Consider the following 14,204-nt stretch of genomic DNA (forward strand, 5'->3'; position numbering starts at 1 on the left):
AGTAGCGTTGTGTTTTCACCATTGCTACGGACTGCTGTCGATGTTGCTGGACCTGCCACCTGCAAATGATGCCCCTGATCCGACGGCGGGGGCCGCACGGCCCTGGACGGGCCGCTACGCCGTCTCTGCCGGCCTGTTCGAGATCCGCCCAAGGCGAATGCCGTGCGACGTAAAGCCCGTGTTCGATGACGACCTGGATTGCATCATCGGTTACCAGCGCTCGTTTGCGCGGCGCTGCCACCTGTTCGACCTGAACGGCGAGATGCTGAGCATCTGGGAAGACACAACAGAACTGGCGCCGCCGGAGAAACGCGACTCGGTGATGGTGGTGGGCGGGTTATGGAAGGCAAATGTGCGCGGCATGACTGCACTGGGGCTGTACGGGTCGGGCATGGAACTGGCACCAACCGCGCTGGCGAAGCTGCGTAACAGGTTTGCCCGGCTGGCCCGGACGCCGCTGCTGTACTCCGAGGCCGCTCATGCAAGCATGAACGATGCGCAGCGGTTCGTGCCGGTCCATATCCTGCGCCTGGCCATGCGCCATGGGGAGCGGCATGATCCACCGCCCGGGCCGAAAGGCGTATCGCGCTATATGGCCAGGATGCTTATCCGCCGTCTGCCGTTCATGCTCGATCTGATCACGGCGGACAAAGACACCATGATCGTCCGGTTCGAGCACTGGCGTTATGCCGATACGCTGCCTGTCACTCGTGCCGGCTGATCAGCGGCGGTGCCGCGCTGCGTGACGCTTGCAACCGCCGCCAGCACCTCGTCGACCGACGGCGGCGCGCCGTTGTCACCAATCGACACCGATTGGCCGGGGCGGTTCACGCCAAAGTGCGGACGCGAAGTCGCCGTGAACAGCATCACGGTCGGTTTGCCCAGTGCATCGGCCAGGTGGACGAAGCCGGTATCCATGCCCACCACCAGCGACGCCGCATCAACGCGTTGTGCGCACTCGGTGATCGACATGCGCGGCAGCACCTCGGCGCCCGGAATGGCGGCCGCCAACGCCTGCGCTTCGTCATGTTCCTTCTGCGACCCCCACGGCAACTGGACACGATAGCCTCGCAGGGACAGCGCGTGCCCAACCTCGATCCAGTTCGCCTGGGGCCACTTCTTGATTTCGGCGGAAGTGGCGTGGAACAGCATCGCGCGGGGCACGCCGTCGGCATTGAGCGGGGTGACCGGGGCGGGAACGCGCAGCGCGCAGGTTTCCTGCGGCTCAATCTCATAGCCAAGCGCGTTGGCAACCACCAGGCGCATCTTGTGGCGGCAGTCCGCGTCGCCGTGCGGCCCGAACAATTCGGTGTAGGCAAAGACCGCTCGCGCCTCGCCCAGAAACTCGGCGGAGTATCCCAAGCGCCGGCGGGTACGGGCCAGTCGGGCGACAATGGCGCTCTTGTAGACGCCGTGCACGTCGATCGCCACGTCATAGCGTTCACGGCGCAGTTCACCCACAGCGCGCAGAATGCCGCGCAGATCGCGCAATTTGCGGCCATTCTTCTTGAACTGGCGCAGCGGCGGCGAAATCACGCGGTCAACGCCAATCGCCCAACGCGGAATGTCTGCACAGGAAGCGTCCGCCACCCAGTCGATCTTCGCGTCCGGGTAGGCACGCCGCAGGTCGGAGACGAGCGGCAGGGTATGCACCATGTCACCTAGCGACGTGATCTTGATCAGTAGAATGCGCTTCATGAATTGTGGGGCGACTTGTCGGGACGCGGCCGGGTCCGACCGCGTTTAGGAAGGCGCTAGTATGCCTCAGCCATTGGCTGACGTGGCCTTTTGGGAGGCGTTGTCAGGGGAGGCGTTGTCAGGCCCTCCCCGCCGCTCCGCCGTCACGCGTCCCGCCACCAATCACGGCGCGGTTGCCTGCCCGCTCAATGCCAGACCGACGCATTGGCCACAACCGTGGCAAAACGGTCATTCAGCGCTGCCAGCGTAACGCGGTGCAGTTCGGCTGCCGAGAGCGGCTCGCCGCCGAGGGGGTCGGGCAAATCACGCGTGGCGCAGGCTGCAGCCACCAGCGTCACGCGATAGCCATGGTCAAGCGCCGAGCGGACGGTTGCGCTGATGCACATATGCGTCTGAAAACCTGCAACGATCAACTCCTTGCGACCCGTGGCGGCCAGCAGATCGGCCAGATCCGTTCCGGCGAAGCTGTTCGGCAGATGCTTGATGACAGCGTGCTCGCCATCAACCGGTGCCAGGCCTTCGATGATGGCCGCGTACGGGCCGGTGGGATCGAATGCCCCGCCCGCCTTCCCGTGATGGACGACGTGGATGACCGGCGAACCGTGCCTGCGCGCCAGCGCCAGCAGGTCTACACAGGCCGCCACCGCCTCCGGCATGCCGGTCAGCGGCAGCCGGCCATCGACATATTCGCGCTGATGGTCCACCAGGACCAGCACGGCGTCTGACCATGCTGACGGTTTGCGGCTTGCGCCAGCGGCGTCGAGCAGCGTGAAGGGGGCGCGGGTGCCTGACATTGCACTTCTCCTTGGGCGGATGGGGTGGCTATGCAGGCATCGTATGGCAGGCTAAGCTGTGCGCCAATTCGCCACCAAATCACAATCGCTGTGCAAAAAAGCACAATCTCCTGGGATGATCTGCTGACCTTGTCCACGCTGATGCGAACGGGCAGCTACTCGGCTTGCGCGCGCGAACTCGATATCACGCACGCCACGGCCATCCGGCGAATCCGCCGCCTGGAAACCGCATTGGGCAAGCCGGTGGCCACGCGCGCGGATGGCACGTTCTCGCTGACTGCCACGGGCCGCAACGCCCTCATTGCCGCGCGCCAGATGGAGCAGTCGGCGGACAGACTGTTGCGCGAGATCGAAGGCGCAGCATCTGGCGTCTCCGGCGTGGTGCGGGTGGCCGCAACCTCCGCAATGGGTACCCACTTCCTCACGCCGCGCCTGCCCGCTCTCTACGCGGCAAATCCGGACGTGGAGGTCCGACTTGAACTCGACAACCGCGTTGCCAGCCTGGCCAGGCGGCGCGCGCACATTGCCGTGCGCCTGGCGCGGCCGCAGGAAGACACGATGGTCGCGCAGCGGGCGGGAACGGTTCATTTCGGCCTCTACGCGCCAGCCGGGATGCCCCCGGCAACCGCCATCGCCACCGAAACGCCGCTTTGTGGCTTGCTCGATGAAGGCTTCACGCTGCCAGAAGTGGAATGGCCGCGAGCACTGGAGCGTCACTTCGCATTCCAGTCGAATAGCCTGCTGGCCGTGAGCGAAGCCGTGCGCAGCGGCATCGGCGTGGCGCTGCTGCCCCACTACCTTGCCGCCGATGACCCAGGGCTGACATTGGTGCGGGAGGTGCCCGAGGTCATTCGCGAAATCTGGCTTGCCTACCCCGCGGAGTTTCGCGGCGCATCGCGCTTCCGGCCGGTTATCGATTGGCTTGCCGAGGCATTGTCGAACTGCCCCTGAGCAGGCATTAGCGGGCCATGACGCTAACGCGCAACTAGGATGAGCCCCATGCAGCACCTCACGTGCGATGTCGCACGCATTTGGCTCGCTACTCCGAAGGCAATCGATAACAGTTCTGCTACGCTCTGAACCGGTTGCCTATGAGATGGGTGGGGTCATCGCAAAGAAAGCCCAAGCAGCCGAATACGGGTCAGTGCGCCAAAAGACAAGATACATGCGGCACTCTTTGAAGTACCGGATGGCGATCGCCGCCGCAGCCGTGGTCACGCTAGTGTTCGCGGCGCGCGCCGGGTTTTCCCAGATATATGCCTACGGACGCCTGAATGAACTCGTCAGGAGTCAGCAGGACACACTGGTAAAGCTGGTCGCCGACCAACTGGACGAGAAACTTGAGTCACGCGCGATCGTGCTGCGGCGGCTCGCCCGTACGCTCGCGCCCGTCCTGGATACCCCCCCGGCACAGTTGCGGCAGCTCGCCGCAGACACGGTCGACATGCCGGAGCATTTCAACGCAGTCTTCATGGCGTGGCCAGACGGTTCACTTGCGTTCAGCACGGCCGTCCCGACCGGGGTCAAGATGACCATCGGCGATCGCGACTACTTCAAGGAGATCCTGCACGGATCACCGTTTGCCGTCTCGGACCTGCTGCAGGGCAAACACACGAACGCGCCTGGCGTCATCCTGGCCGTGCCCCTGAAAGGACCGCACGGCGAACTGCGAGCGGTAGTCGGCGGTGTGCTGAACCTGTCCGCCGATAACTTCCTGCGTGAACTTGCCCACAGCCACATCGGCCTGACGGGCTTCTATTGCCTGGTTTCCGCGGGGCCCAATCCGCGCTACGCCATGCACCCCGACAGCAGCAAGGTCCTGACCCCTGCACGCGCCTATGGAGAATCGTGCGGCGCAGACCAACCAGCTTCGCGCTGGGAATCACTGGCGCCGCAGCAACCCGTGGTCGCAAGGCACCTGCTGGCATCCAACGGGTGGGAAGTAGTTTCCGTGCTACCGGCCAAGGAGGCCTACGCGCCGATGGTCGAGGTACGGCAGCGAGCGATCCTGGTCGGCATGCTATCCCTGATTTTTGCGGCCGCGCTGATGTGGAGCACGATCCGGTTCCTGCTCGCGCCGCTCGAACATTTGCACCGCACAGTGCGACAACTGGGCACCCGACCGGCGGCCGTGGCCGACCTGCCCGCCAACCGCGATGACGAGATCGGCGAACTAGCCAGTGCCTTCTCGGAGGTCATGCAGCAGCTGTCGGAGCGCGAGGCCGCGCTAAAGGCCGCCAATGACAGTGCCGCGGCAAGCGAAAAGCGCTTCGTGGCCATCGCCAATCACGTACCGGAATTCGTGGCGTTCATTGACGCAAGCGAGCGATTCGCCTTCGTGAACCAGGCCTACGCGCGGCACTATGGGCTGCCTGCCGACCAGATCACCGGCCTGTCGGTCCGCGAGCTATGGGGAACGCCGGAGTACGTGGCCAACAAGCCGTACCTTGACCAGGCCTGCGCCGGCGATGTGGTGACATTCACGCGCGAAACCGCCGACGGCGCCGCCTGGGAAGTCACCTATCAGCCCGCCTGGAACGACACGCAGGACGTTGTCACCGGACTTCACATGTTTGCCCGCAACGTGACTGACGAACGCAAGAAGTTGCGCACGCTGGAAGCCCAGACGCTGACAGATCACCTGACGGGCCTGCTCAATCGCAAGGGCTTCGACAGGCGCCTGCAGGAAATCATGGCGCGTGCGGACGCAGCCGGCCAGCGTGCCGCCCTGCTGCTGGTGGATCTCGACGACTTCAAGTCGGTCAACGACAGCTATGGCCACCCGGTTGGTGACCGCCTGCTGACGGCGTTTGCAGAGCGCCTGCGCACCTGCGTACGCAGCGCCGATGCGGTGGCCCGCATCGGCGGCGACGAGTTCGCCATCATCCTTGACCAGGTCACGACGCCGAACATGGTCGAGCGGATCGGGCACGCGGTAGTCCATGCGGCGTTGCGCCCGTTTACGATCGACGGCAACACGCTTGTGGCAACGGCCAGCGTTGGCAGCGCCATCCACCGCCCGGACCAGGGCACATCAGTGAGCGAACTGTTCATGCGTGCGGACATGGCACTGTATGACGCCAAGCGCCATGGCAAAGCGTGCTATTCAGCCACCGGGCCCAACAAGACGACAGAGATTGCTCCACTTGGCTGACCGGCGGCAGTCCAGTGCAGACCAATACCAGGTTCAGTACCAATACCGGCGAGACCGCCATGCCGTGCTGGACGCCAGAATCGTTACGTGAACGGCGTTTCATGCCACGGATAAGCCGTCCTTGTTCGACGTAACAAGGGTCAACTTCGCGCCCGGCGTACCCTTGACCACGTCCAGCATGCCCGCCTTGCGCATTGCCACGGCAAAGGTGGGATCTTCAACAACATGCAGGCCAAGCACGGAGCGCCATACAAGCCGCAGCGACACCAGCCGCTCCAGCGCACGCTCCACCTCGGGATAGTCAAGACGCGCGGAAGGCTCGGGTGCCAGACGGTTCATGACACGCCGGTAGGCTTCCATCGTCTCCGCGCTAAAGCCAGCGAACATCTCGTAGCTGGTGGCCATCACCCGGATGATTGCGCCATCGATTGGCGGCAGTTCATCTACCGTGCGCATGGCAGGCGCGTGGACATTGGCCATCAGTTCATCAATCGTACGTTCGAGTGAAACCCAGGCATTTGGTCCACCGAATCCTTGCCGGCCAACTGCGATGGCTGCGCTCTCGAACACCTCGGGGCGATACCCCGCACGTGCAAACAGGCGTTCCAGGACATCCGGGCCAAGCGTATCGGGGATGTCATGCCGCGCGCGGAACCAGTCGACATAGTCGCGCCCCAGCACCGGAAGCGCCCGCTCGGTCGCGCAGAAGAATGCCTCGCGCGAACCGAGCAGCATGCGCAGCTTGACGTGGTCGGAGCCCGTCGCAATGATGCGCAGCCCGTGATGGGCGAAGTTGAGCTCGTCGCGCGCCGCCTTGAGCGCAAACATTGCATTGTTGCCACGGCGGGTAGCCATGCACTGTTGAGCCTCGTCGATGATCAACGCGATGGGCCGCCTGATCCGGTCCGACAGTTCGGCGAGCGCATCTGACAGGGCAACGCCCTTGCCGAGCCCGACCCTGTCAATGGAAAAGGAGAAGCCGCCGATTCCAAACCGCTCCAGCCCCACCGCGCGCGCCATACGTGCCACGACACCCTGGTGAGCGGCAAGCGCCTGACGTACGGTATCGACAATGACATCGCCAGGATCGACGTCACTGTTCTTCCAGAGATCGGCAACCAGGACCAGCGCGCCGCGGCGCTCGAGCGCAGGCTGGAGGTCTTCCCGAAGGAACGTCGATTTCCCCGTGCGACGCGGCGCAGACAGGAACAAGCCTGACCACGCCATGCCCGTACGTGAATTGCTCATCAGTTCATCGGCCAGTTCCGCAGCAAGCTGCACGCGCCTGAAGATGGTTTCGGATACGTTCACCAGTGCCTCGCTTCATGAGATTACCTGCGAACGATTCTAGAGAGGCTGGGCAGAGAAACCTGCAAAGAGAATGGGATTGCAACGCTAAACTTCCAAAGCGGCACAGATTCGGCACAAAGTGATACGGCGGCGCAACAGCGCCGCCGTATCACGGTACAAGCCGAACACCCCGTTTAGCAAGAATCAGCGCACACGCCCTTCCTTCCAGGCCTGCAGCAGCTTGTCATAGGCGATGGTCTCGCCCTTCGGCTTTTCGTTTTCAAGCTTCTTCCACGGCGCATGTTCCGACGACAGCCACTTCGACGGATCGCTCTTCGGGTTGAGCTTCGGCGCGCAATTGGCCATGCCGGCGCGTTGCAGGCGGCCCATCACGTTGTCCATCTCTTCGGCCAGACTGTCCATCGCGGCCTGCGGCGTCTTTTCGCCCGTCACCGCCGTCGCCACGTTCTTCCACCAAAGCTGTGCCAGCTTCGGATAGTCGGGCACGTTGTTGCCGGTCGGCGTCCAGGCCACGCGGGCCGGGCTGCGGTAGAACTCGATCAGGCCGCCGTACTTGTCCGCGTTCCTGGTCAGGTACTCGTGGTGAATATCGCTGTCGCGGATGAATGTCAGGCCGGTCAGCGACTTCTTCAGCGACACCGTCTTGGAAGTCACGAACTGCGCATAGAGCCAGGCTGCGGCCAGGCGGTTCGGATCGGTGTTCTTGAAGAACGTCCACGACCCCACGTCCTGGTAGCCGTTCTGCATGCCCTGCTTCCAGTACGGACCGTACGGCGACGGCGCCATACGCCACTTTGGCGAGCCATCGGCGTTGACCACCGGCAGGCCCTTCTTGGTCATGTCGGCGGTGAAGGCCGTGTACCAGAAAATCTGCTGCGCCACCTGGCCCTGCGCCGGCACCGGACCGGCTTCCGAGAACGTCATGCCCATGGCTTGCGGCGGCGCGAATTTCTTCATCCAGTCGACGTACTTCGTCAGCGCGAATACCGCAGCCGGGCTGTTGGTGGCGCCGCCACGCGTGATCGACGCGCCCACCGGCGTGCACTTGTCCTCCGCCACGCGGATGCCCCACTCGTCCACCGGCATGCCATTGGGCAGGCCCTTGTCGGCAGAGCCAGCCATCGACAGCCATGCATCGGTGAAGCGCCAGCCCAGGGACGGGTCCTTCTTGCCATAGTCCATATGGCCAAAGACCTTCTTGCCGTCCAGCTCCTTGACGTCATTCGTGAAGAAGTTGGCGATGTCCTCGTAGGCAGACCAGTTGGTCGGCACGCCCAGGTCATAGCCGTACTTGGCCTTGAACTTCTCCTGCAGGTCCTTGCGTGCGAACCAGTCGGCGCGGAACCAGTACAGGTTGGCAAACTGTTGGTCCGGCAACTGGTAGAGCTTGCCGTCAGGCGCCGTGGTGAACTTGGTACCGATGAAATCCTTGATGTCGATGCCGGGGTTCGTGAACTCCTTGCCCGCGCCGCTCATATAGTCCGATAGCGGAAGGATCGCGCCATAGCGATAGTGCGTGCCAATGAGGTCGGAGTCGGAGATCCAGCCGTCGTAGATCGACTTGCCCGACTGCATCGAGGTCTGAAGCTTCTCGACGACGTCGCCTTCCTGGATGATGTCGTGGTTGACCTTGATGCCGGTGATCTCCTCGAACGCCTTGGTCAGCGTCTTCGATTCGTACTCGTGCGTGGTAATGGTCTCGGACACCACATTGATCTGGGTGACGCCCTTGGCCTTCAGCTTGGCGGCGGCGTCCATGAACCACTTCATTTCGGCCATCTGCTTGTCCTTGGACAGCGACGACGGCTGGAACTCACTGTCGACCCACTTCTTTGCCGCGGCCTCATCGGCCCAGGCGGCATGTCCGCATGCCAGCGCGGCCGCAAAGGCCAGCGCCGACATCCCCAATTTCACGCGCTCTTTCATCAGTGTCTCCTCATGAACCCCTTCCCCGGCTCTATGATTGGGTTGCGGCCCCGGGGAAGGGACGAGATCTCGCAGCCCATGACAGCAAATTCTCCGGCGCCAGACGCGCTAGCCCCGGCGCATGATCAACAGCAGCACCACGGCCGAGACGCCCGCGCTGATCCAGATCGACGGCTCTTCCGGAAGCTGCAGCCACGTCTGGACCTTCTCGCCCAGCCCCACCCACGCAAGGTTGATCCACGCGGCGCACATCAGGCCGATGAACAGCCGGTCGCCACGCGTGGTGGCAATTGGCAGGAAGCCCTTGCGCGTCACCGTGGGCGTGCGCGTCTCCCAGATCGTCATGGCGATCAGCATGACCACCACCGTAGCAAAGAACACGGCCACTGGCGTGGTCCACACCATCCAGTTAAGCATCTGCGTCTCCCTCAAACGCGTCCCATCGCGAAGCCCTTCGCGATGTAGTGCCGCACGAACCAGATCACGATCGCACCCGGCACGATCGTCAGCACGCCTGCTGCCGCCAGCACGCCCCAGTCCATACCGGAGGCCGATACCGTACGCGTCATCGTCGCCACGATCGGCTTGGCGTTGACGGATGTCAGCGTGCGCGCCAGCAGCAGTTCCACCCAGCTGAACATGAAACAGAAGAACGCCGCCACGCCCACGCCGGCCTTGATCAGCGGCAGGAAGATCGTCAGGAAGAAGCGCGGGAACGAGTAGCCGTCCACGTATGCGGTCTCGTCGATCTCGCGCGGCACGCCCGACATGAAGCCCTCCAGGATCCAGACCGCCAGCGGCACGTTGAACACCAGGTGGGCCAGTGCCACGCCCAGATGCGTATCCATCAGGCCGATCGTCGTGTACAGCTGGAAGAACGGCAGCAGGAACACCGCTGGCGGCGTCATGCGGTTGGTCAGCAGCCAGAAGAACACGTGCTTGTCGCCGATGAACTGGTAGCGCGAGAACGCGTAGGCCGCCGGCAGGGCCACGCCGATCGAGATCACCGTGTTCATCGCCACGTAGATCATCGAGTTGATATAGCCCGAGTACCAGGACGAATCGGTAAAGATGGTCAGGTAGTGCTCGAACGTGAACGATGCCGGCCAGAGCGAGAGCGTGGAGACGATCTCCTCGTTGGTCTTGAACGACATGTTCACCATCCAGTAGATCGGCACGATGGCAAACAGCAGGTAGACAGTCAGGAACGCGGGCCGCCACCAGCTTGCCCGCTGGCCCGGAAGCGCTTGCTCAGCCATTGGGAATCTCCTCGGCGCCGGCCGTACCGGCGCGTTGCATCCAGTTGTAGAGGATGAAGCAGGTCAGCAGGATGATCAGGAAGTAGACAATCGAGAACGCCGCTGCCGGCCCCAGGTCGAATTGGCCCACGGCCTTCTGCGTCAGGTACTGGGACAGGAACGTGGTGGCGTTGCCGGGGCCGCCGCCGGTCAGCACGAACGGCTCCGTGTAGATCATGAAGCTGTCCATGAAGCGCAGCAGCACGGCGATCATCAGCACGCCACGCAGCTTGGGGAGTTGAATGAACCGGAACACCGCGAAGCGCGAGGCACCATCGATCTGCGCGGCCTGGTAATAGGCATCTGGAATCGCACGCAGCCCCGCGTAGCAGAGCAGCGCGACCAGCGGCGTCCAGTGCCACACATCCATCACGAGCACGGTCACCCAGGCATCCACGGCACTGCCCGTGTAGTTGTAGTTGAAGCCGAGCCCGTCGAGCGCCGCGCCAAGCAGGCCGATATCAGTACGCCCGAAGATCTGCCAGATCGTGCCAACGACGTTCCATGGAATCAGCAACGACAGCGCGATGATCACCAGCGTGGCCGACGCCTTCCAGCCCTTGGCCGGCATAGACAGCGCCAGCAGGATGCCCAGCGGAATCTCCACGCACAGCACGGCCAGCGAAAAGCCAAGCTGCCGGAACAACGCGCCGTGCAGTTCGTCGTCGCGCAGCACCGTGCGGAACCACTCGGTGCCGACGAACACGCGCCGGTCGGGCGCGATGATGTCCTGCACCGAATAGTTGACGATCGTCATCAATGGCAGGATGGCCGAGAACGCCACGCACAGCACCACGGGCAAGACCAGCAGCCAGGCCTTCTGGTTGACGGGCTTCATTGGACCAGTTCCTCGTTGATATAGAAGCAGGTATGGCGGTTGAACAGCGACAGCCGTGCGGTGTCGCCGGGACTCAGATGGGCCGCCTCCACGCCCAGCCGCGCACGCAGCGTCGCTGACTCGCCATGATTCACGGTCGACGTCACCAGCCAGTACGTGCCGATGTCCTGCGCGCGCTCCACGCGCACGGGCATGGCCTGGGAATCGTCGCCGGAAGCCAGCTTCAGGTATTCGGGACGCACGCCGATCTTGAAGCGGCCCGCCGCCTGCAAGGCAGCCGCAGTGTCCGCCGGCAGTTCAGGCGTGTAGCGGCGCCCCGCCACCTCGATGGCGCCGTCACGCCATTCTCCGTGCAGGAAATTCATGCCCGGCGATCCGATAAAGTGGCCAACGAACGTATGCGCGGGCCGCTCGAACAGCGCGTCCGCAGAGCCCACCTGCACGGCCTTGCCGCGCGACATCACCACCACCTGGTCCGCAAACGTCAGTGCCTCGGTCTGGTCGTGGGTGACGTAGATCAGCGTCAGGCGGAACTCGTGATGGATCTCCTTGAGCTTGCGGCGCAACTGCCATTTCAGATGCGGGTCGATCACGGTCAGCGGTTCGTCGAACAGGATCGCCGAGACGTCCTGACGCACAAGGCCGCGGCCAAGCGAGATCTTCTGCTTGGCGTCGGCAGCCAGACCGCTTGCGCGGCGGTCCAGCGCCGCGGACAGGTCGAGCATTTCGGCCACGCGGCCAACGCGCTCCCTGACTTGCGCGGCCGGCACGCCGCGGTTGCGCAGCGGAAACGCCAGGTTCTCACCGACCGTCATCGTGTCGTAGATCACCGGGAACTGGAACACCTGCGCGATATTGCGCGCCTGCGGCGTGGCCCCAGTCACATCGTTGCCGTCAAAGCTGATCGTGCCCTGCGATGGGCGCAGCAGCCCCGAGATGCAGTTCAGCAGCGTGGTCTTGCCGCAGCCGGACGGACCCAGCAGCGCATAGGCGCCGCCATCCTCGAATGAAAAGCGCAACGGCAGCAGCGCGTAGTCTTCATCTTTCTGCGGATTGGCGACATAGGCATGCGCGAGGTCGAGATCGATACGCGCCATGTCAGACTCCGGATTCGATCATCGGCGCCGCAGACTGATTCGCCAGCGTGCCGGGACGGCGCGGCGCATGAATCCGATCGCCCGCCGCGTTGAACAGATAGATCTGCGCTGGCTCGATATGTAGCGACAACGGCGCGCCCAGTTCGAGATCGACCACGCCTGCGAACTGTGCCACCAGGCTGCCGGCTGACGTGTCCACGTGCACGAACGTATCCGAGCCGGACAGCTCGGCCAGCGCTACCCGGCCCGGCACCGCCACAGCCTGCGGCACGGCATGCAGCCGCAGCGCGCCGGCGCGCACACCGACCGTGACGAGGCCATCCGCCGCAGTCACGTCGGGCAGCGGGATCACGATATTGCCGGCCAGCGTGACACGGCCGTTGGCAAGCGTGCCATCGACAAGGTTCATCGGCGGGTCACTGAATGCGCGGGCCACGCGCAGGGACGCCGGATAGTGGAATACCTCGGGGGTCGGGCCGTACTGCAGCAGTTCGCCGGCATCCAGCACCGCCGTGTAACCGCCAAGCAACAGCGCTTCAGCCGGTTCGGTGGTGGCGTAGATCACGGTGGCATCGCCCTGCGCGAATAGCTGGGTCAATTCCTCACGCAGTTCCTCGCGCAGCTTGTAGTCAAGGTTGACCAGCGGTTCATCCAGCAGCATCAGCGGCGCACTCTTGGCCAGCGCGCGCGCCAGCGCCACACGTTGCTGCTGGCCGCCCGATAGCTCGGCGGGATAGCGATCCAGCAGGTGATCGATATGCAGCCGCGCGGCCAGCGAGCGTACGCGCGTGGCAATGTCCGCGTGATGATCGCGGCGCAGCCGCAGTGGCGAGGCGATGTTGTCGAACACCCGCAGCGACGGGTAGTTGATGAACTGCTGGTAGACCATCGACACGTTGCGATCGCGAACCGGCACACCGGTCACGTCCGCGCCGTCCACCAGCACGCGGCCGGCGGCGGGCTTGTCCAGCCCGGCCATGACCCGCATCAGCGAGGTCTTGCCGGCCTGTGTGGTCCCCAACAGGATGGTGACGGCGCCGGCCATCGGGGCCAGCGACATCGGGTAGAGATAGGCTTGCGATCCCACATGTTGCGCAATGCCTTCCAGGCTGAGCTGCATCCAGTCTCCAATATTCTTGTGACGGCCCAGCCACTTCGAAAACTACGGCTGAAGCGCACTTTTCATAGCAACCCGCTCGTTTTAGCTCAAAAACGAACACAAAACAATACTGCGATGCGTCATTTGTTTTCGTTTCTGTTTGAACTAGAATGCCGGACATGACGCTCAATCCACGCCAGACCGCTCTTCTCGAGGAAGTCCGCACGCGGGGCTTCGCCTCCATCGACGAACTCGCGCACAAGTTCGGCGTGACCCTGCAAACCGTCCGCCGCGACGTCAATCTGCTGGCGGAGAACGGCATGCTTGCCCGGTTTCACGGCGGGGTAAGAATGGAGGGATCGACGACGGAGAACATTGCCTACCGGCAACGGCAGGTACTCAATGCGGAAGGCAAGGCGCGCATTGCGCGTGCCGTGGCGGCGGCGGTGCCGGAGGGCTGCTCGCTGATCCTGAACATCGGCACCACGGTGGAGGAAGTGGCGCGCGCGCTGATCCACCATCGGGGGCTGCGCGTGATCACCAACAACCTGAACGTGGCAAATATCCTCGCGGATAACCCCGACTGCGAAGTCATCGTCGCCGGCGGCGTGCTGCGTTCGCGCGACCGCGGCATCGTCGGCGAGGCCACGGTGGAGTTCATCCGCCAGTTCAAGGTGGATATCGGGCTGATCGGCATCTCCGGGATCGAGGCCGATGGCACGCTGCGCGATTACGACTTCCGCGAGGTCAAGGTGGCGCGCACGATCATGGAACACTCGCGCGAAATCTGGCTGGCCGCGGACGCCAGCAAGTTCAACCGGCAGGCCATGGTGGAACTGGCGCCGCTGGCAAGCATCGACCGACTGTTCACGGACGAGCCGCTACTGGCGCCGTTCGACACGATGCTGGCGGAAAGCGGAGTGAAATGTGTGGTCGCCGATCAGGAGTGAGGCTGTGTCACGAGATCCGCTCCCCTCTCCCGCTGGCGG

13 protein-coding genes are annotated in these 14,204 nt (G+C 63.7%); 4 read left to right on the plus strand and 9 right to left on the minus strand.

Going from position 1 to position 14,204, the window contains the following annotated elements; genetic code table 11:
- Positions 1-40 precede the first annotated feature (40 nt).
- Positions 41-721 (plus strand): hypothetical protein, encoded by a 681-nt coding sequence (locus B552_RS0104945; RefSeq protein WP_026035345.1) that lies wholly within the window; start codon positions 41-43, stop codon positions 719-721.
- Here the strand turns inward: B552_RS0104945 and waaC are convergent.
- Together waaC and B552_RS0104955 are read right to left on the minus strand one after the other, a co-directional pair.
- Positions 685-1,698, minus strand: a complete 1,014-nt coding sequence (waaC, locus tag B552_RS0104950; protein ID WP_019447905.1) for a lipopolysaccharide heptosyltransferase I — start codon at positions 1,696-1,698, stop codon at positions 685-687. The genes B552_RS0104945 and waaC overlap by 37 nt on opposite strands.
- 185 nt (positions 1,699-1,883) lie before the next feature.
- A complete protein-coding gene (locus tag B552_RS0104955) occupies positions 1,884-2,492 on the minus strand; it encodes a cysteine hydrolase family protein (protein ID WP_019447906.1) in 609 nt (202 codons plus the stop codon).
- 90 nt (positions 2,493-2,582) lie between these two features.
- On the opposite strand from B552_RS0104955, the gene B552_RS0104960 reads away from it, so the two are divergent.
- Positions 2,583-3,443, plus strand: coding sequence for a LysR family transcriptional regulator (locus B552_RS0104960; protein ID WP_026035346.1), 861 nt, complete (start codon positions 2,583-2,585; stop codon positions 3,441-3,443).
- Between the two features lie 214 nt (positions 3,444-3,657).
- The gene (locus B552_RS0104965; RefSeq protein ID WP_237718168.1) at positions 3,658-5,646 is read left to right on the plus strand and encodes a diguanylate cyclase; all 1,989 of its coding nucleotides are present in this window, start codon (positions 3,658-3,660) and stop codon (positions 5,644-5,646) included.
- A gap of 99 nt (positions 5,647-5,745) precedes the next feature.
- Here the strand turns inward: B552_RS0104965 and B552_RS0104970 are convergent, their stop codons facing one another.
- The 7 genes from B552_RS0104970 to B552_RS0105000 all read right to left on the minus strand — a co-directional run bounded on the left by B552_RS0104970 (position 5,746) and on the right by B552_RS0105000 (position 13,236).
- A complete protein-coding gene (locus tag B552_RS0104970) occupies positions 5,746-6,957 on the minus strand; it encodes a hypothetical protein (RefSeq protein WP_019447909.1) in 1,212 nt (403 codons plus the stop codon).
- Positions 6,958-7,140: 183 nt separating this feature from the next.
- On the minus strand, positions 7,141-8,871 hold the full coding sequence (locus tag B552_RS0104975; protein WP_026035348.1) for an ABC transporter substrate-binding protein: 1,731 nt from the start codon (positions 8,869-8,871) through the stop codon (positions 7,141-7,143).
- Positions 8,872-8,991: 120 nt separating this feature from the next.
- Positions 8,992-9,300, minus strand: coding sequence for a DUF2160 domain-containing protein (locus B552_RS0104980; RefSeq protein ID WP_019447911.1), 309 nt, complete (start codon positions 9,298-9,300; stop codon positions 8,992-8,994).
- Positions 9,301-9,311: 11 nt separating this feature from the next.
- The gene (locus tag B552_RS0104985) at positions 9,312-10,142 is read right to left on the minus strand and encodes a carbohydrate ABC transporter permease (RefSeq protein ID WP_019447912.1); all 831 of its coding nucleotides are present in this window, start codon (positions 10,140-10,142) and stop codon (positions 9,312-9,314) included.
- Complete coding sequence (locus B552_RS0104990; protein ID WP_019447913.1) at positions 10,135-11,019, minus strand: sugar ABC transporter permease; 885 nt, start codon at positions 11,017-11,019, stop codon at positions 10,135-10,137. The genes B552_RS0104985 and B552_RS0104990 overlap by 8 nt, the downstream gene beginning before the upstream one ends.
- Complete coding sequence (locus B552_RS0104995) at positions 11,016-12,116, minus strand: ABC transporter ATP-binding protein (RefSeq protein ID WP_019447914.1); 1,101 nt, start codon at positions 12,114-12,116, stop codon at positions 11,016-11,018. The genes B552_RS0104990 and B552_RS0104995 overlap by 4 nt, the downstream gene beginning before the upstream one ends.
- A gap of 1 nt (position 12,117) precedes the next feature.
- Positions 12,118-13,236, minus strand: coding sequence for an ABC transporter ATP-binding protein (locus B552_RS0105000; RefSeq protein WP_019447915.1), 1,119 nt, complete (start codon positions 13,234-13,236; stop codon positions 12,118-12,120).
- 158 nt (positions 13,237-13,394) lie between these two features.
- Between B552_RS0105000 and B552_RS0105005 the strand changes: the two genes are divergently transcribed.
- A complete protein-coding gene (locus B552_RS0105005) occupies positions 13,395-14,165 on the plus strand; it encodes a DeoR/GlpR family DNA-binding transcription regulator (protein WP_026035349.1) in 771 nt (256 codons plus the stop codon).
- Positions 14,166-14,204: the final 39 nt, after the last annotated feature.

The organism is Cupriavidus sp. BIS7 (assembly GCF_000292345.1).
In the GTDB taxonomy this organism is placed as follows: domain Bacteria; phylum Pseudomonadota; class Gammaproteobacteria; order Burkholderiales; family Burkholderiaceae; genus Cupriavidus.